General features: G+C 49.1%; 15 protein-coding genes. 7 read left to right on the top strand and 8 right to left on the bottom strand.

What is annotated here, in order from left to right; all coding sequences use genetic code 11:
- The first annotated feature begins 363 nt into the window (after window positions 1-363).
- The gene (locus H6F68_RS26470; protein WP_190563665.1) at window positions 364-1278 is read left to right on the top strand and encodes a choice-of-anchor A family protein; all 915 of its coding nucleotides are present in this window, start codon (window positions 364-366) and stop codon (window positions 1276-1278) included.
- Window positions 1279-1481: 203 nt separating this feature from the next.
- On the opposite strand, the gene mgtE is transcribed toward H6F68_RS26470, so the two are convergent.
- The 3 genes from mgtE to H6F68_RS29525 all read right to left on the bottom strand — a co-directional run bounded on the left by mgtE (window position 1482) and on the right by H6F68_RS29525 (window position 3618).
- Window positions 1482-2873 (bottom strand): magnesium transporter, encoded by a 1392-nt coding sequence (gene mgtE / locus H6F68_RS26465; RefSeq protein ID WP_190551441.1) that lies wholly within the window; start codon window positions 2871-2873, stop codon window positions 1482-1484.
- 82 nt (window positions 2874-2955) lie between these two features.
- A complete protein-coding gene (crcB, locus tag H6F68_RS26460; protein ID WP_313930260.1) occupies window positions 2956-3378 on the bottom strand; it encodes a fluoride efflux transporter CrcB in 423 nt (140 codons plus the stop codon).
- Window positions 3379-3486: 108 nt separating this feature from the next.
- A complete protein-coding gene (locus H6F68_RS29525) occupies window positions 3487-3618 on the bottom strand; it encodes a hypothetical protein (protein ID WP_277876171.1) in 132 nt (43 codons plus the stop codon).
- On the opposite strand from H6F68_RS29525, the gene H6F68_RS26455 reads away from it, so the two are divergent.
- The 3 genes from H6F68_RS26455 to aspS all read left to right on the top strand — a co-directional run bounded on the left by H6F68_RS26455 (window position 3572) and on the right by aspS (window position 7878).
- Window positions 3572-5176: a glycosyltransferase family 39 protein gene (locus H6F68_RS26455; protein WP_190563662.1), complete on the top strand. Its 1605-nt coding sequence runs from the start codon at window positions 3572-3574 to the stop codon at window positions 5174-5176. The genes H6F68_RS29525 and H6F68_RS26455 overlap by 47 nt on opposite strands.
- Before the next feature lie 134 nt (window positions 5177-5310).
- Window positions 5311-5754, top strand: a complete 444-nt coding sequence (locus tag H6F68_RS26450) for a hypothetical protein (RefSeq protein ID WP_199300364.1) — start codon at window positions 5311-5313, stop codon at window positions 5752-5754.
- A gap of 336 nt (window positions 5755-6090) precedes the next feature.
- Window positions 6091-7878 carry an aspartate--tRNA ligase gene (gene aspS / locus H6F68_RS26445; RefSeq protein ID WP_190563660.1) on the top strand — a complete coding sequence of 596 codons (1788 nt, stop codon included), beginning with the start codon at window positions 6091-6093 and terminating at the stop codon, window positions 7876-7878.
- Window positions 7879-8052: 174 nt separating this feature from the next.
- On the opposite strand, the gene H6F68_RS26440 is transcribed toward aspS, so the two are convergent.
- Window positions 8053-8706, bottom strand: coding sequence for a DUF3386 domain-containing protein (locus H6F68_RS26440; protein WP_190563658.1), 654 nt, complete (start codon window positions 8704-8706; stop codon window positions 8053-8055).
- 95 nt (window positions 8707-8801) lie between these two features.
- On the opposite strand from H6F68_RS26440, the gene H6F68_RS26435 reads away from it, so the two are divergent.
- A complete protein-coding gene (locus H6F68_RS26435) occupies window positions 8802-9527 on the top strand; it encodes a LuxR C-terminal-related transcriptional regulator (RefSeq protein ID WP_190563656.1) in 726 nt (241 codons plus the stop codon).
- 192 nt (window positions 9528-9719) lie between these two features.
- Here the strand turns inward: H6F68_RS26435 and H6F68_RS26430 are convergent, their stop codons facing one another.
- The 3 genes from H6F68_RS26430 to H6F68_RS26420 all read right to left on the bottom strand — a co-directional run bounded on the left by H6F68_RS26430 (window position 9720) and on the right by H6F68_RS26420 (window position 12995).
- A complete protein-coding gene (locus tag H6F68_RS26430) occupies window positions 9720-11150 on the bottom strand; it encodes a DEAD/DEAH box helicase (protein ID WP_190436852.1) in 1431 nt (476 codons plus the stop codon).
- A 376-nt stretch (window positions 11151-11526) separates the two neighbouring features.
- Window positions 11527-12843 carry a 30S ribosomal protein S12 methylthiotransferase RimO gene (gene rimO, locus H6F68_RS26425; protein ID WP_190563654.1) on the bottom strand — a complete coding sequence of 439 codons (1317 nt, stop codon included), beginning with the start codon at window positions 12841-12843 and terminating at the stop codon, window positions 11527-11529.
- A gap of 5 nt (window positions 12844-12848) precedes the next feature.
- Window positions 12849-12995 (bottom strand): hypothetical protein, encoded by a 147-nt coding sequence (locus H6F68_RS26420; protein WP_190551454.1) that lies wholly within the window; start codon window positions 12993-12995, stop codon window positions 12849-12851.
- A 276-nt stretch (window positions 12996-13271) separates the two neighbouring features.
- Between H6F68_RS26420 and btpA the strand changes: the two genes are divergently transcribed.
- Together btpA and H6F68_RS26410 are read left to right on the top strand one after the other, a co-directional pair.
- The gene (gene btpA / locus H6F68_RS26415) at window positions 13272-14129 is read left to right on the top strand and encodes a photosystem I biogenesis protein BtpA (protein ID WP_190437025.1); all 858 of its coding nucleotides are present in this window, start codon (window positions 13272-13274) and stop codon (window positions 14127-14129) included.
- A gap of 93 nt (window positions 14130-14222) precedes the next feature.
- Window positions 14223-15143 carry a vitamin K epoxide reductase family protein gene (locus H6F68_RS26410; RefSeq protein ID WP_190563652.1) on the top strand — a complete coding sequence of 307 codons (921 nt, stop codon included), beginning with the start codon at window positions 14223-14225 and terminating at the stop codon, window positions 15141-15143.
- Between the two features lie 146 nt (window positions 15144-15289).
- Here H6F68_RS26410 and H6F68_RS26405 read toward each other — a convergent pair whose 3' ends face one another.
- Window positions 15290-17665, bottom strand: coding sequence for an ATP-dependent helicase (locus H6F68_RS26405; RefSeq protein ID WP_190563650.1), 2376 nt, complete (start codon window positions 17663-17665; stop codon window positions 15290-15292).
- Between the last annotated feature and the right edge of the window lie 20 nt (window positions 17666-17685).

Genomic DNA, 17685 nt, shown 5'->3' with positions numbered 1-17685 from the left:
GATCGCCAGCTTATCTAAGTTTTTATTTACTCCTTCTTAAGAAGTACGCCCAAAGTGTTAGAAAAAATTCAAATTCAAAAAGCAAAATAACTCGCTTTTTAGCCAAGCTTGGTTAAGTACATTAATTAACAAAATTAGAGGCATTTATAAGCTATTTTTCTCTGCCAGAATCCCGAAAATCCTTATATCACCGTATATCTAGCAATATCACAAGCTCTAAAGGCCAGCATTTTTTATATCAGCTTTATAAAACAACGTTTGTTTATAAAGAGTGTATAGACAACCGTTTTTTGAGATTGTTTTCCGTAGATTCCCTGAATAGGATGAGTTTGTAACTTACGTAACCTTTCGTAGTCCACCGCTATGAACACTAAAGCTTTCTTCTCATGGGTGCCCGTAGTGGCTGCAGGAGCCACTGCAGTTCTTGGTTTTTCTACCCAGGTCAGTGCTGCTACCGTCAACTTAGGTGCCGCAACCGGATATAACGTTTTTGTGCTGGGTGATGTGAATCTAGATTCAGACACTGAAGGCAAAATGGCGATCGCTGGTGATGCCACCCTGCGTAACTACAGCGTTGGCCTTAAGGACCAAGGTGGCGATGCCCTAGTAGTGGGTGACGATCTTGACTTCAAAAATGGCACAGTGTACGGCAATGCCGTTGTGGGTGGCACCGCAAATCTAACTAGCGTTGACTTCCAAGGTGGTGCACTGAAGTCAGGCAACCCCATCGACTTTGGCAAAGCGGGTCAATCTCTAGTGAATCTGTCGCAATCCTATTTGTCTAGCACTGCAACTGATGCAGAAGTGACATCCTGGGGCGGAATTAATTTAGCGGGCACAGGCTCTACCAATGTCTTTGATTTGGAAGGCACTGATTTAGCAAACGCTACAGGTTTGAGCTTCGAAGGCTCCGGTAACTTCATTGTTAACGTCAGCGGTAAAAATGTTTCCTTCCAGAATTTTGGTTTCTCGCTAAAAGGCGTTGACAAGCAAAATATTCTATTCAACTTCTTTGAAGCAACCAACATTACGGCTTCTGCGGTAGGAATTGAAGGTAGCATCCTAGCTCCCAAAGCCAAGTTTGAGTTTAATAATGGTCAAATGAATGGCACGCTGGTTGCGGCTGGCTTAACTGGCACTGGCCAGTTCAACCATGTGGGTCGTCCTCCTGTAGAACAACCTCCAGCCAGCGTTCCTGAGCCTGCGACCTTAGCTGGTTTAGGTTTCGCTGCTGCGGCTTTAGCAGCATCTCGTCGGAAAACCAAGCAGGCTGCATAGATACAAACCTGTTAAACAACAGCTCCGAACTAGAGCCTGCCTGGTGGATTTGATTGAGAACTGAGATGTCTTTAGTTTATAGTCGGAAGCTTATAGCCAGGAGCTGTTTGTTGCAAGGTTGATAGTCATGAATACTTGAGATTTAAGTGAAGGCTTGCTAACCCAGCCTTCATTTTTATTTTGTCTTTACTGACAGGCACACTCTACAGCCGCAAAATTAGCCGTGCCAAACTGAAGTAGATCAGTACGCCTAGTACATCTACGGCAGTAGTAATGAAAGGAGCTGACATCAGAGCTGGATCAAGCCCTAGAGAACGAAACAGAAAGGGTAGAGCCGAGCCAGACACGGAAGCTAATAGCGCGATCGCGAGCAAACTGATCCCTACCGCTATGGCGACCATTAAATTGCCCTGGAGAAAATAGGCCCAGACGATCGTGATACTCCCCAAAATTAGGCCGAGTAAAATCCCTGCGATCGCCTCCCGCCGAATAATTCGTAGCGCTTCTTTCAGCCGAATATCCTCTGTATTCAAGCCTCGAATCACCACCGTAGAGGACTGAGCCCCGACGTTGCCTCCCGTGCCTGTGAGTAAGGGAATAAAGGCCGCCAACGTTACTACCTGCTGCAACAGTTCTTCTTGCGCTTTAATAATCGTGCCAGTCACCGTATTCGTGAGCAGCAGGACAAAGAGCCAGACAACTCGTCGCCGCGCTACGGTAAACAAATTAGTTTGGAAATAGTTGTCGCCATCCGACTGCACGCCACCTAGCGCGTAGATGTCTTCGGTCGTCTCTTGCTCCAAAATGTCGAGCACATCATCGACCGTAACAATCCCTACCAGCCGCCGCTCCGTATCTACCACGGGAACCGCCAAAAAGTCATAGCGTTGAATCAGTCGAGCCACTTCTTCTTGGTCTGTATCTGTCTGTACAGAGAGCGCATCGCGAGTCATGATTTCCCCAATCGTTTGTTGGGGTTGTGCCACTACCAATTCTCGCAGTGACAGAGTGCCTGTCAAACAGCGGGCTGCATCCGTTACATAAAGGTAATAAATTGTCTCGGTATATTTGGCGAGACTGCGAATCCGTTCTAAGGCTTGGAAGACCGTAAAGCTTTCTTTTAAGGAAATATACTCAGGTGTCATAATTCGCCCTGCTGTGCCTGGTTCGTAACCCAATAGCAAAGCAGTGGATTGGCGCTCTAAAGGACTTAGCTGCTCCAGCAGGCGGGTGACAATCTTAGCGGGTAATTCATCGAACAAGCGCACTCGATCATCAGGAGACATTTTATCGACAATGTCCAAGACTTCCTGACGCTTAAACTCCTGAACTAGAGCTTGCTGCACCGAAGAATCTAGATACTCATAAACTTCGATCGCCTCACTTTTAGGTAATAAGCGAAAGGCAATTACTTGCAGGGTTTCAGGCAAACCCTCGATCGCCTCGGCAGCATCAGGGGCTTGCACAGGCACCAACAACGCTTTGGCCCCTGGCAAATTTCCTTGTTCTAGCAGGGCTTGGAGTTGCGATCGCACCAACTGTCTAAGTTCGGTTCGCGAAGTAGATGGCAACGGAGAGGAGAGATATTCAGTCAAGGCGGATTTCCTCAACTTAGGAGTACGTCACTTGCTACCTTCAGTCTACGGGTCAGTGGTAGGCAATCGGTATAGCCTGCTTCTACTTCAGCCCACGAGCCAAAATTGTACCTAGCTGAATGCTGATCACTCCCAGCACGGCACTGCCCACCCCATACAAACCCGCATACCACAGATTCTGGTTCCGCAATAAGCTTACCGTCTCCAAACCATAGGTAGAAAAGGTGGTGTAGGCACCGAGAAACCCAGTGGTCACTAACAAGCGCAGCTCGAAGGAAATGGCAACAATCCGCTCTAAAGCCAGAGTCGAGAAAAATCCCATGCCCAAGCAACCCGTTAGATTAATGACAAACGTTCCATAAGGAAAGCTCGTGCCAAAGCGTTGGGTAAACCAAACTGTCAAGTAGTAGCGGCTGAGAGCCCCCGCGATCGCCCCTAAACTAATCGCGATCGGAGTTCGAAGTGCAGGGTCTTGAAACACTAACAACCCCATAAAGTACAACACTCGTGTCAACACTATTCTCGGGTCAGCCTATTAAGGAAGCAAAACACTTAACAAGGATTAGGATGTGTAGCAGTCAGAGCAAACCTGCGTCAGCACCATATCTAACCCTTAAAGCGCAACTCCGTCATCTTTTTTACGGAAATAACGAGCAAATACAGATTCAATTTTGTTCTTTTTCATCCAATACTCCTCAATGAACGCTAAACCTTTTACCAAACAAGCATGGGCAAACTCAAGCACAGTTTCTCACTGGCTAAAATTTTTGTGTATTTTTTTGCTAGTGCTAGGCATTTGCTTCCGATTTGTCAATTTAGGACAAAAAGTTTATTGGAAAGATGAGGCTTACACTTCGCTTTGGCTTTCAGGTCACTCTCGAACTGAAATAATTGCAAGTATTTTTAATGGTCAAACTCTTAGGGCTAGTGATATCTCCAAATATCAATTCCCTAGCCCTAACAGAAACGCTTTAGATACTGTCAAACAACTTGCAACAAATGATCCTCAGCATCCACCACTTTATTATTTGCTAGGTTGGTTTTGGCTCAAGATATTTGGCACTTCCATTGCAACCTTAAGAAGTTTATCTGCGTTTCTAAGTTTATTAATCTTTCCAAGCCTTTATTGGCTTTGTCGAGAATTGTTTGGCTTGGCAGTTCCAGGTTGGACTGCGATCGCCTTATTTGCCGTATCTCCCTTTCATGTGCTTTATGCCCAGGAAGCCAGGGAGTATAGCTTATGGACCGCAATAGTTGTGCTCTGCAGTGCCGCTCTACTCAGTGCTTTAAGACAGCAAACCAAAGTAAGTTGGGGAGTATATAGCCTCACCATCGTCCTTGGATTCTACACATGCATCCTCCAAGGATTAGTCGTTGTGAGTCATGGACTCTACGTCTTGCTTACCCAGGGTTGGCGGCTGAACAAAACTTGGAAAGCTTACTTAGCTAGTTCTCTGATAGCCTTCGTCGGTTTCCTACCCTGGCTGCCATACCTTAAGCAAATTGATGGAGTAGGCTGGACTGCCACACCTATTCCTTTGTCAGCTTTTATTAAAATTTGGGCCTTAAACCTCAGTCGCTTATTTTTAGATGTGCAGTTTAGCTTAAAAAACCCGCTTACCTACCTGATACTGCCAATTTTGGTACTAGTGGGCTACTCACTTTACTTCGTGCTCCGTAACGCTCCTAAGCCAACTTGGTTGTTTATTGCCACGCTACTAGGTGTCACCTTATTTGCTTTTACAGCACCGGATTTGATAGGTGGAGGACGGCGATCGCTGATCAACCGCTATTTGATTCCTTGCTATATCGCCATTCAACTTGCGGTTACTTACTTGTTGAGCGTCAAGATTTTCGCCCCTAAAAGCGATTTCCCCTACTTTTGGCGATCGCTATTAGCTATTCTCGTAGGCCTTGGCATTATCTCTTGCGCTACTAGTACGTCGGCAACCACTTGGTGGCACAAATACAGCAGCAATGCAAATCCAGCGATCGCACGAGTCATTAATCAGTCTCCTCATTCCCTCGTGATCAGCGATTCTAGTTTTGGTGAGGTACTTGCTTTGAGCCATCTTCTAGAACCGGACGTAAAATTGCGACTAACCTTAGAACCTCAGCAACCGATCGTTTCTCAGCAAGTAATCCAAGAGTTCAGTGATGTCTTTTTGCTAGAGCCTTCACGAAATTTTCGAGAAACATTAACCCAGCAAGCATTCCATTCTCAGCGAGTACCACGGGTCCAAAATCTTTGGCACTTAGAACAAGGCAGCAGTCCCAAGGTACCCAGCGACCGATCATCATGAATTGGCTGCCTGATGATTCTGTGTCCTGTTTACCTGCCAAATCTCGCCAAACTGGTTAGATTGGATTTGTCGCATCATTACTAATTGCGTCAGCCATCCTAATTACTTAGCCTTACCCGCTTTGGAGGCCCTTTATGAGTTCTGATGAACCAACGAACGCAGAAACCGTCGTTGTCGAAATCCATCCTCCATCCACTTCTGGCGAAAATACGGCGCTGGTCAATTCCCAAACCGATGCGATCGTGACCGTTGAACTAACTGAGGAAGATGACGAAATTAAACGCGAAACTCAAGCGTTGATCGCAGCCATTCGGAAGCGCGCTCAAGCGGAAGTGCAATCTGCGGGCGATCTCAGCCGTGATGCTTACCTTAACGCCGTCCGCCAAGCGAGAATAGCAGTCGAACAAAGCCAATTGATGATCGATCCCCAGCATTTGGAGCAGACGATTCAAACCTTACAAAAAGAAGCTGATAAAAGCTGGCACGTCATTCTAGGTGAAATTGAGTCCGTTGGTTTTCAACTTGCAGATGCAGCTAGACTCGCTTGGAATAGCTTAATGGCTACCCGTCCTAAGTAAAGCGAACTGTTCAGGCTTAGGTGCATGACCCATAGGATTGCTACGTGGCAGTCCAACATTCCACAAATTTTGGGGGTACGGTTTTTTCGTGCCCCTACTTTTATGAATGGGGTTGAACAGGATCTAGCTTTGATTGGGCTATCCACCCTTGGGCACTCCAGACAAACCCTTCATCCCATTCAGCTCAGACTCAGTGATAGAAGCGCAAGCAAAATGCTGGATAATGGGAAGGTTTCGCTAAACATCCCTAGGACGTACTGCACTTTTGGCAGCTTCTCCTGAGCCTCACCTTCAATTTCATTAATTCTGAAAAGCAAGAACTCTGAATCATTAGCTATGCGAACCCATTATTGCGGCCAACTCCGAGCAGAAAATATTGGAGAGACTGTCACGCTGTGTGGATGGGTAGACCGTCGCCGCGATCACGGGGGTGTGATCTTTCTAGACCTACGCGATCGCACTGGCATTGTCCAAATTGTCAGCGATCCGGAACGCACCCCCAATTCTTACGAGCCAGCGGGTGATTTCCGCAACGAGTATGTCATCCAAGTCACGGGTCGGGTGACTCGCCGCCCTGATGACTCGCTCAATCCTCGGCTGCCCACGGGAGAAATTGAAATCTACGCTGATCAGGTCGAGCTGTTGAATGCGGTTCGCAAGCAACTTCCCTTCCAGGTTTCTACGGCAGACAACGAGGCTGTACGAGAAGATTTACGCCTGAAATATCGCTACTTAGATTTGCGGCGCGATCGCATGAATCGCAATCTGCGGCTGCGGCATGAAATCATCAAAACATTGCGGCGCTATCTAGAAGATGCCAAAGATTTTATCGAAGTTGAAACGCCGATCCTGACTCGCTCCACCCCGGAAGGTGCACGGGATTACTTAGTGCCCAGCCGCGTCAACCCCGGAGATTGGTTCGCGCTGCCGCAGTCGCCGCAGTTGTTCAAGCAATTGCTGATGGTGTCAGGGTTCGATCGCTACTACCAAGTGGCTCGCTGTTTCCGCGACGAAGATTTACGGGCCGATCGCCAACCTGAATTTACTCAACTGGACATGGAAATGAGTTTCATGTCGCAAGAGGAAATTCTGACTCTAAACGAAGACTTAGTTTGCCATTTGTTTAAGACCGTTAAAGGGATTGATTTGCCTAGACCATTCCCCCGGCTGACCTATAAAGAGGCGATGGATCGCTATGGTTCTGATAAGCCTGACACCCGCTACGACCTAGAACTAGTAGAAGTCTCCGATTTGGTCAAGGATTCTGGCTTCAAAGTGTTTTCTGGAGCAGTGACAAGTGGCGGCATTGTCAAAGTACTGCCGATTCCTGGTGGCAACGACGCTATTTCCAACGTGCGGATTAAACCCGGTGGTGACTTATTCCAAGAAGCTTGCAACGCTGGAGCTAAGGGGCTAGCTTACATCCGCGTGCGCGAAGATGGCGAAATTGACACCATTGGCGCCATTAAGGACAACTTAACTGCTGAGCAAAAGCAAGAGTTACTGGCCCGTACTGGCGCTAAAGCAGGTGATTTGTTGCTGTTTGGCGCTGGTCCAACCGACTTGGTAAACAAAACCCTCGATCGCCTCCGCCAAGTAATTGCCCAAGAACTGAATCTAGTTGATCCCGAAAAGATCAATCTACTCTGGATCGTCGATTTCCCCATGTTTGAGTGGAATGCTGACGAGAAGCGCCTCGAAGCGCTGCACCATCCCTTCACCGCACCCCACCCAGACGACCGCAATGACCTAAAAACAGCTCGCGCTCAAGCCTACGACTTGGTGTTCAACGGCTTTGAAGTTGGGGGTGGTAGCCTGCGGATCTATCAACCTGATTTGCAAGCCCAAGTCTTCGAGACCATTGGTTTACCCGAAGAGGAAGCTCAAAGTAAGTTTGGCTTCTTAATCGAAGCCTTTGAGTACGGCACTCCGCCTCATGGTGGCATTGCCTATGGACTCGATCGCTTGGTGATGTTGTTGGCGGGTGAAGAGTCGATTCGAGACGCGATCGCCTTCCCAAAAACGCAGCAAGCTCGTTGTCTGCTAACCAGTGCGCCTTCGGGCGTGGATGACAAGCAACTCAAGGAGCTGCATGTCGCCTCTACTCACAAACCAAAAACTTAAAGCATCAGGCTCACAAAGCCGTTTAATTGCAGTCATTCGATTGCCTTAGTGGTAGGGGCGGGTTTTGCCTAAAATGCTGATTTTAGTAATCACTTTTCTGCTCAGCCCGTCCCTATCTGTTGTTCCTGTGGCTTTTGTAGGTTGGGCTTTCTGACCTCAACCTAACGTGAATGCTTAGGCAGTTGCTTCTAATAGTTGAATATTTGAGAAGAGGAACTCCTGAACAGAAGTTTGACCATCGGTTTCGGTAGAAATTGCTCGACGGCTCAGGATATAGAAGTTACCCACCTTCTCGTATTCATCTTCAAATAGGCTCTTGCCACCTTTCTGCTCACCCGTCTGGGGATCGTGGTAAACCGAGTCATAGCGGTGAGACAGGTAGCCTTCACCCGTGTCGTGGCTGCTGAAAGTGTTGATCGTAACTACAACGCCGTGGATGTGACGGTGCACCAAGCACACCTCGTTATCCCGCACTTTATAGCGATCGCCTTCTGCCTTGCCCCCCATCAAAATTTCCACAGCACCCGTCTCATCGGTATTACCAAAGGAGAAGCTGTTTTTGCCGTGGGTTTCTTCAAAGGTGCGGCGAACTCGGTGAATGGCAATTTCAAACAGTTGGCCGTGAATCGCCTGCTTAGCGTCCTCGTCCTCGATTCCTTCGACTTCGGGCTTAAAGCCAGCGCTGACTCGCGCTTTGCCAGTAAATACCTGATCGTCTTGCTTCAAGGTGACATCAGCGGTGTAGCCAGGGAAGCTCTTATCCCAGGTGTAGCGATTTTCGTAAGCAGCTCTAAAAAGCTCTGGAGCGGATACTTGTGCGACTGTCATGGGTTTTTCCTACGTCTTCTGCTTTTGTTTCTTATTCTTAAGATAGAAGGCAGGCACTCAGACTGCATAGACCTCAAGTGGGTACACCTTGATTAATGGGCAAATCTCCCCATAACTTCTTTCAAGCGATCGCTGCCGCCTCCGATGAAAAAGCGCTCCGCCTGTTATTTATGAAAGAAGCAGGTGAATATTTTGGTGCCGAATGCTGGGGCTTGTGTCTGCTGAATGAGCAATCTCAAGCAGCAGAAGTAGATATTCAAGGCGGCCCGAATGTAGATGCTTTCGTGCAGCGCTACGAGAAAATTGGTCGCAGCACTGATCCCGTGTTGCGCTATGTGTTTGAGCACCATGCGCCCACTCACGAGGGAGTAGTGTTTGCGGGCAACGATTGGAAAGAATCAGAGCTATACCAAAATTGTTATGCCTACTACGACCAAGAACACGTGATGATGGGGCCGATCGTCAATCATGGCCGCTTAATTGGTGGCGCTTATTTCACTCGTGCCAGCGATGCTCCGGCGTTCAACTTACAAGATTTAGCGAGTTTGAGCGGTTTATGTTTGCATCTTTCAGCTCGTTTGGCCGTTTTTCGACCCCAAGCATCCCCTCGCTTGCAGCCATCTATTAGCGATCGCCTCACCGAGCGGGAGCAACAAATTGCGGAACTAGTCGCCCAAGGACTGACAAATGCAGAGATCGGTGAAAAGCTCTGGATCACTCAAAACACCGTAAAACAAGCCCTAAAACGCATGTTCCGAAAGCTCAACGTCTCCACCCGCACCGAAATGGTGGCTCGTTTAGGAGATAGCCTTAATCCCTGAATCAGCAGTTCAAGCAATACCAAATAATTCGTAGGGTACCGTGAGTGCTAGCACACGCACCTTTGCCCGTGCGTTACAGCTTCGCCTAACACACGCTACGGGGTTAATTTGTGGAGATATCTTCAAAAAAGAAACCCCCTTGTCTAACTTGGGACAAGGGGGGAATCTATTCATGTTTGAACGCGGAGATGATTAGCCGTTTTTGGAACCAGAGGCTTGAGGTGCAGGAGAAGTTTTGATCACTTTCTTGACTGGCTTGGGCTTGGAGCCAGAGTTGAGACGAGGCTTGTCGTCAGTCACGATATCCTCATAAGCCTCAGATTGCATCCAAGTAGGACGACTGCGATCGTAAATCATTTGCAGGGCAGCAGCAGCGATCGCGTGGGAGTCGTACTCTTCACCCAGTTGCGCCACGATAGGCAAGAAGGAAGCCATCCGCTCACCAGCTAGTGCTTCACGCAATTGCGCTTGCAGCTTCTCAATGTGACGCGCTTCAATCATAGCCCGAGTGGGGATCGAGCGAATTTCCAGAGATTGGCGGATGTGACGCTCAATATCGCGCAGTTTGCGGCGATCCAGGGGTTGAATCAGAGAGATTGCAGTTCCTTCTTTGCCTGCACGACCTGTCCGACCAATCCGGTGAACATAGTTCTCAACGCTATCGGGCAAATCGTAGTTAATGACATGAGTCAGGTCATCGACGTGGATACCCCGAGCGGCAATGTCGGTAGCCACAACCCAACGAACTTGAGTCTCCCGGAAGCGATGTAGGAGGCGCTCCCGTTGGCTTTGGCTCAGGTCACCGTGATATTCATCCACGCTATGACCTGCGCCTTGCAGTTGGCTAGTGAGTTCCGCCGCAGCGCGACGAGTCCGCACAAAGATCAACGCGGATTCAGGATCTTCTAGTTCCAGAATCGGTTGCAAAGCTCTAGCTTTGGTGCAGCCACGGGGCACCATATAAGCAACTTGGTTAATCCGAGAAGGAGCGGCTTTGGGCTGCTCAATCGTGACCGTGATGGGCGATCGCAAGAATCGGTTGACCAACTTGCGAATCGAAGGGGGCATGGTGGCCGAGAAGAAAGCAGTATGACGCTCTGTGGGCACCTGAGTCAGGATTTTTTCCACGTCATCGATGAAGCCCATATTGAGCATTTCATCAGCTTCATCCAACACCAACCAACGCAGGTGATTGAGTTTGAGGTCGCCACGGTCGAGTAAATCTAACACTCGTCCCGGAGTTCCTACCACTACCTGTACGCCTTGTCTGAGGCGCATGATTTGACGATCGATCGCTTGACCACCATAAATCGGTAGAATGTGCAGTCGTCGCTCATCATTAAAGGTGCGAATGGCTTGGCTGACTTGAACAGCCAACTCACGAGTGGGAGTTAGGATCAAGGCCTGCACCCCTACAGCATTCAAATCGATCTGCTCTAGGATGGGCAGCGAGAAGGCAGCAGTTTTACCTGTACCCGTCTGGGCTTGGCCTACTACGTCACGGCCTGCCAACAGATGAGGAATGGCTTGGGCTTGAATTGCACTGGGAGTGGTAAAACCGATCTTTTCTAGATGTTGAACGCGGGCTTCAGAGAGGCCAAGACTTTGAAACGAAAGAGTCATGCAGTTTAGTAAATAAGGGTCATGAATCGCATGGCATACTCCCGCCCCAAGCATGAAAAGCTTGGTTGCAGTTTTCTCGTATCGTAGGGAGTCGAATTGACTTCACCCTCAACGAGCTTCGACGGGATGCCGTCCGCCGTTTGAACCCTGCCAAAGACTGAGCGTATTGATCTAGAAGGTTTTATCCACTTCGGCAATTTGCAAGCTGTACCCTCCTAAACAGGTACATTGCCATTAAAGACTTGCGGCTAGAACCCTCTACCTGGTCTTGCCAAGGTTCTTGTAACTAACCAGCGCTTATGAGCGCTTGGTCAATAGCTGTCATATTAAGAAATTTTACGACCTAAGTGACAAAATTGTCCAACCTTAATTTTTGTTAGGGTGCAACGCAACCATAAAGATCGTAAACATCAGCGTCGGCAATCGTAACTGGAACTAAGGTTCCCAGTGCTGCCTCGCCTTGAACGTAGACAACACCGTCAACTTCTGGAGCAAAGCGAGCAGAACGCCCAACCAACTCGCCAGTTTCAGGATTTTCTTGCTCAATCAGAACGTTAACGGTTTTCCCAATCTCAGCTTGATTCTTCTTCAAGGAAATGGGTTGTTGAAGAGCCATCAACGCATCACGACGCTGATCCATTATAGCTTGTGGTACTTGATTTGGCAGGCTATAGGCAGGAGTGCCCTCTTCGGCTGAAAAGGTAAACACACCGACATGATCAAATTCGTGCCGCTCGACGAACTGCAACAAGTGCTCGAAATGCTCATCGGTTTCCCCTGGGAAGCCGACAATAAAGGTGGTGCGTAGAACCGCATCTGGTAGAGCAGTTTTCAGCCGCTCAATGATGCTGTCGTTGACGCGACCTTGCCAAGGCCGATTCATCGCCCGCAGAATTTCTGGGTGAGAATGTTGCAACGGCAAATCTAGGTAGGGCAGAACGTTAGAAGTTTCTTGAATGGCGGTAATAACTTTGGGAGTAAGCCCGGTCGGATAGGCATAGTGCATGCGAATCCAAGGCACATTGACTTTCCCTAAAGCCCGCAGCAATTCATCCAGTTTCGGCTCGCCATAGATATCCAAACCATAGTTGGTGGTGATTTGAGAGATCAATATTATCTCTTGCACCCCTTCGGCTGCTAATTGTTCCGCTTCGGCCACAATCGATTCAATGGTGCGCGATCGCTGATTGCCTCTCAGGTGCGGAATAATGCAAAACGCACAGCGGTAGTCGCAACCCTCTGCCACCCGCAGATAAGCTACGCCCTCGGTGGTAGTACGGTAACGAGGCGTGGTTTCATCAGCAATGTAAGTCGGCTCTGCCGTTACTTCTTTGACGCGCTCACCTGTTTCTACCCGCTGAATCACGTTAACGATTTTGTTGTAGTCGCCTGTACCCACTAAAGCGACTGCTTCGGGTAACTCATCCAACAGTTCTTGTTGGAAATGCTGCGCCATACAGCCTGTAATTACCACTTTCTTGTTGGCTTCAGTCAGTTCCACAATGGTGCGGACAGATTCTTCTCGCGCCGCTTGAATAAAACTGCAAGTGTTGACGATGACGTAATCAGCTAAGTCTTCGTTGGTGTCAACTTGATAGCCTGCTTCCACGAGCAGACCGAGCATATGTTCAGTATCAATCCGATTTTTCTCGCAGCCTAAATGTGCGACGGAAATAGTTGGCTTATTGCCCATGAAGTTCAGAATTCGGTAAGTATTGAGTAAGCGTTGAGACAGGGATAGGTCAGGTCGTTAAGGGTGTTGCGATCGCCTTTCCACCCCCGCTGGTTTGCTTTCCGATGGAGGCCGTTGACTGCAATCGCTAAATAAGCACGAATGTTCATCATATCGCACAATTTGACGGTTACAACATATTAAGCTGCTTCAATGACGATTAGTCCTGGCAACTGGTTGAGGCTCACTTAGGCCTTATCTAAGCTAATTAAAGTGATTTTGCAAAAGCGATCGCAAGTCTGAGACAGGCTTACAGTTTGTCTGTGATACAGAAGCGTGGGGTCAAAGGTAATCTAGCGAATCAATTTTTGCGGCGAATAGAAGCGCGGTAAGAAGTTATCATTTTGATTATCTGACCTTTGCCGCTGAGTCCGAGATATTTGAAGCAAGTGGACTTAAATCACATATTCAAAACCGCTAATCCCATCATTGGTGTTGTGCATTTGCTGCCTTTACCAGCCTCGCCGCGTTGGGGGGGGAGCCTCAAAGCTGTGATCGATCGCGCCGAGCAGGAAGCCACGGCTTTGGCATCCGGTGGCGTAGACGGCATTATCGTCGAAAATTTTTTTGATGCTCCCTTCGCCAAAGATCGGGTTGATCCGGCGGTGGTGAGTGCCATGAGCTTGATTGTGCAACGGCTGATGCACCTAGTGACAGTGCCCATCGGGATCAATGTCTTGCGTAATGATGCTCAGAGTGCGATGGCGATCGCGACTTGTGTGCAAGCTCACTTTATTCGCGTCAACGTGTTGACTGGGGTGATGGCAACGGATCAAGGTCTGATCGAAGGGCAAGCGCATCAACTCTTACGCTATCGTCGAGAACTGGGCAGCAATGTCAAAATCCTGGCAGATGTGTTGGTGAAGCACGCCCGACCCCTGGGATCACCTAATTTGACTACAGCGGTGCAAGAAACCATTGAGCGCGGTTTAGCGGATGGGGTGATTTTGTCTGGTTGGTCCACAGGCAGTCCTCCTAGCCTAGAAGATTTGGAACTGGCGACTGCGGCAGCAAATGGCACGCCTGTATTTATTGGTAGTGGTGCGGATTGGGAAAATATTCCGACTTTGATTCAAGCAGCGGATGGGGTGATTGTCTCCAGCTCGCTAAAACGGCATGGTCGCATTGAACAGCCTGTAGACCCAATTCGGGTGAGCCGCTTTGTGGAATCAATGCGTCGCAGTTTAGCGATGAAAGGGCAAGCCAAGTCCATGCCTTCAGTTACGGCTCATTCTTATTCGGAATAAGACTCTAATAAACATTGGAGTGGTAACTCACTAGATGGGTTGCTATAAGCTAAATTGGCAATGATCAAGTTCAGTTAATTGCATAGGGGTTTTATGAGACGCCGACGTTCTACTCCTTGGATTCATCGCTGGTCTCGGTTAATTATTGCCGCGATCGCGGCTGTGGGAGCTTTAGGAACAGGCTACCTAACCATTACCAAACTGGCGGGAGGGTCTGCTGCCTGCCCAACGAGCGGTTGTGAGCAGGTACTTTCTAGCCCTTACGCCACAGTATTTGGTTTGCCACTGACCTTATTTGGCTTTTTGGGCTACGCCAGCATGGGGATTTTGGCGATCGCGCCTTTACTTGTGAATGCTTCAGCCAATAAAGATCTGCGCTCTAATTTAGAGAACTGGACTTGGCCGCTAATGCTAGCGATCGGCACAGCCATGACAGTGTTTAGCGGCTACTTAATGTACCTGCTGGCATTTGAGATCAAAGCGTTGTGCCTCTACTGTCTAGCATCGGCGCTATTCTCAGTTAGTTTTCTCGTCCTAACAGTCTTAGGGCGAACCTGGGAGGATGTGGGTCAAATCTTTTTCACAGGTGTGGCGGTTGGACTAGTGACCTTAGTCGGGACGCTGGGAGTTTACGCCAATATCGATGGGGCTGGGAATACCAATGCCTCTGGTTCTGGCGCTGGAGAAGCTGGTGCCCTAGTAACAACCTCTTCTAACCCTGCCCAAATCGCGCTAGCAAAGCATCTCACCCAAGTTGGGGCCAAAATGTATGGCGCTTACTGGTGTCCCCATTGCAATGACCAGAAGCAACTGTTTGGTCGTGAAGGTGCCAAACAAATCAATTACATTGAATGTGATCCGAGCGGACAGAATGCTCAACCTGAAGTCTGCAAAGCTCAGAAGATTGAAGGCTATCCTACCTGGGAAGTGAATGGACAGTTTTTCGGGGGAACCCAATCTCTACAAAAGCTGGCTGAATTGTCAGGTTATCAAGGCCCTAAGAATTTCCAATAAGCCTTGATTATCCGCTGCGCAAAATAAACCTTGGTGCGATCGCAACTCTAGAGAAATCTAAGGGCGATCGCATTTTTCATTTTCGTAGGGGCGAACGGTTGTTCGTCCTTACAGGCAATTATGCATAGCCTGGTTTTTATAAGGGGTTACAAGGGGACTACTGCCTCAGGAAACTGGCGCTTTAGCGCGGGTAGCACGGGGCAGGGCTTTTTGTCTTCTAAATTGTTAGGCTTACTCCAGGTAAAGGGTGCCTTTTGGGCTGCTGACATCCAGAGCAACCGTTTGGCGCGGGTCATGGCGACGTAGAGTAGACGAAACTCTTCGGCTAGTTTCAGATGTCCCGCTCGCTCCCATGCAGTCGCAACATCAGGGAGGGGAAACTGACCATGTAGGCTAGCGCGAATCTGGGCGCGAGCAACCTCAGAGAGCGTAAAATCGCCAAGAAATTGGGATTGAGGCAGAATCCTCAGACCGCCAGGGATCGTTTGCTCATGTAGAAAGGGGAGAAATACATAATCCCAATCCAATCCTTTGGCCTTGTGCATCGTGATAATCGTCAGTTGGCCCGATCGCGTGTAACGAGCTTCTGAGTTTTCTGTTTCCACAGGTTCAAATTTTTCTGAACTAACGATTTCGCTCAGCCGCATCAACATTGCAGTCATGGAGCTATCTCCCACTGTTTGCTGCGCGATGCGTTCGGCTAGCTTATCTGCGGTGGCCAGTTCAGCTTGGTCATAGTTCAGCGCCAAAGCCAGGAAAGAAATGAATTGATAATGGGGTAATTCCAAGCGGGCTCGCAGCAAACTCGTACAAAAACGTCGGGCTTTCTGCACCGGATCGCTTTGCGGGGGATCAAGCGGTCCAGGATATAGAAACTGCTCTGGTAGGCTGGCGATCGCATTCAAATCTTGCGATGGAATCAACTGCCGCTCTACTAAAACCGTGAGTGCTGCTTTTAAGTTATCGGGAGAATGAGGGCGATCGATGAATTGCAGCAGCGCCAGGATCTCCCCTGGAACTCGCGAATGTCGATCGCGATCGCCGACATCATAAACTTCAATGCCGTAGTCTGGCTTGAGATAACTTAGACGCTCCGCGATAAAGCGTCCCTGTTTGTTTTCGCGGACTAAGATGGCCGCTTGTGTTTGGGGATCTTGAGCAAACAGCTCGATCACCCGCTGCCCAATCAGCTCCACGGTGTGATAGGTGTCGCGGGGAGTATATAGCTCTAGACCTCGCCCCGTAGGGGTTGGGTTGGCATCCGGTTGAGGATCTTCGGGATCAACCGGGCGAATGTGCTGGGGTCGGAAAGGTAAGGTAGTGCTGTTGGCAGCTAGCGAGGTCTGCGATCGCGGAGCTCCATAGGTACGATTCACCCAGGCCAAGACAAAATTAGCGGCATCAATAATGACCTGGGTGCTGCGACCCGCTTGATCCATCGTCACGAGTCGGTCTTGGGTGCTGCAATTTTCGCAGAAGTCGCGAAAGAAAATGGGGTCAGCCGGGGTGAAGGTAGAGTTGATTGCTTGGTTGGGATCACCTACCCGCACTAAGTTGGGTAATTGCTCAGCATCGCTGGGATTAGTAGATAGGATCTCCAGTAGCTTGGTTTGAAGCGGTGTGGAATCTTGGGCTTCGTCTTCAAACACAGCGAATGTTTGAGTTTGCCAAAGCTGACGAGCGCTGTCATTGTCTAGCACTCGCAAAGCAGACAAAATCATTTCGTCGTAGTCGATAAAATCTCGCGATCGCAGCAAAGCTTGATACCGCTCATACAGCCCTGCTGCGACTTCTAAGACAGAATATTCATCAGATGTAATCTCTGTGCTTAAGCGCTGCAAATCTTGGGGCAGCAAGCCAGAACTTTTTGCTTCATGGATGACCGTTTGCGCCAATTCTGGCAAGACTTCGGTTCGTAGGACTGACTGCCGTCGCAGCCGTTCGGTCTCTTCTCCGTCAAAATGTTGCCCTTCTAGCAAGCGCTGGTATAGCGCCGGATGATCAGCAATCCACTGCTCAATACAAGCCCGAATTAAACGGTGACTTTGCGTCGGAGAGATTAAAGTCAGACGCTCTAAGTTAAGTCCAGAAAGCTCAGGATGGCGAGTGGCAATGTTCAACGCTAGGCCGTGCAATGTCTGTACTAAAAAGCCACCCTGAGGCAGAGACATGGTTCGCAGCGCTTGGCGAATTTTGGCCTTGATGTTGGCGGCAGCCGAGCGGGTAAAGGTAACGACCACCAGCTGACGGCTGCTATGCAATTGGTAACGGGCGATCGCGATCGCTGCTGCCCCTGCCATCCCAGTTGATTTTCCTGCACCCGGAACTGCTGAGACTGCCAGAGGGCCACCTCGCCAATCCGCCATTTGCTGCTGCCCAGGCCGCAAACCCGCTCGGATCTGCTCTAAGGCTCTGGTTCTCAACTCGCCTAGAGATTCCAGCGAAGGTTTGTTGAGTAAAGGAGCGGGCGTGAGCGAATTGAACAGGTTGGGGTCTGAGTTCGTGGGAATTTGAGAAGTCATGACTGATCTTGGGGCAACAG

Source organism: Trichocoleus sp. FACHB-262 (assembly GCF_014696035.1).
GTDB lineage: Bacteria > Cyanobacteriota > Cyanobacteriia > FACHB-46 > FACHB-46 > Trichocoleus.
This window is presented reverse-complemented; position numbering and strand designations above follow the sequence as displayed.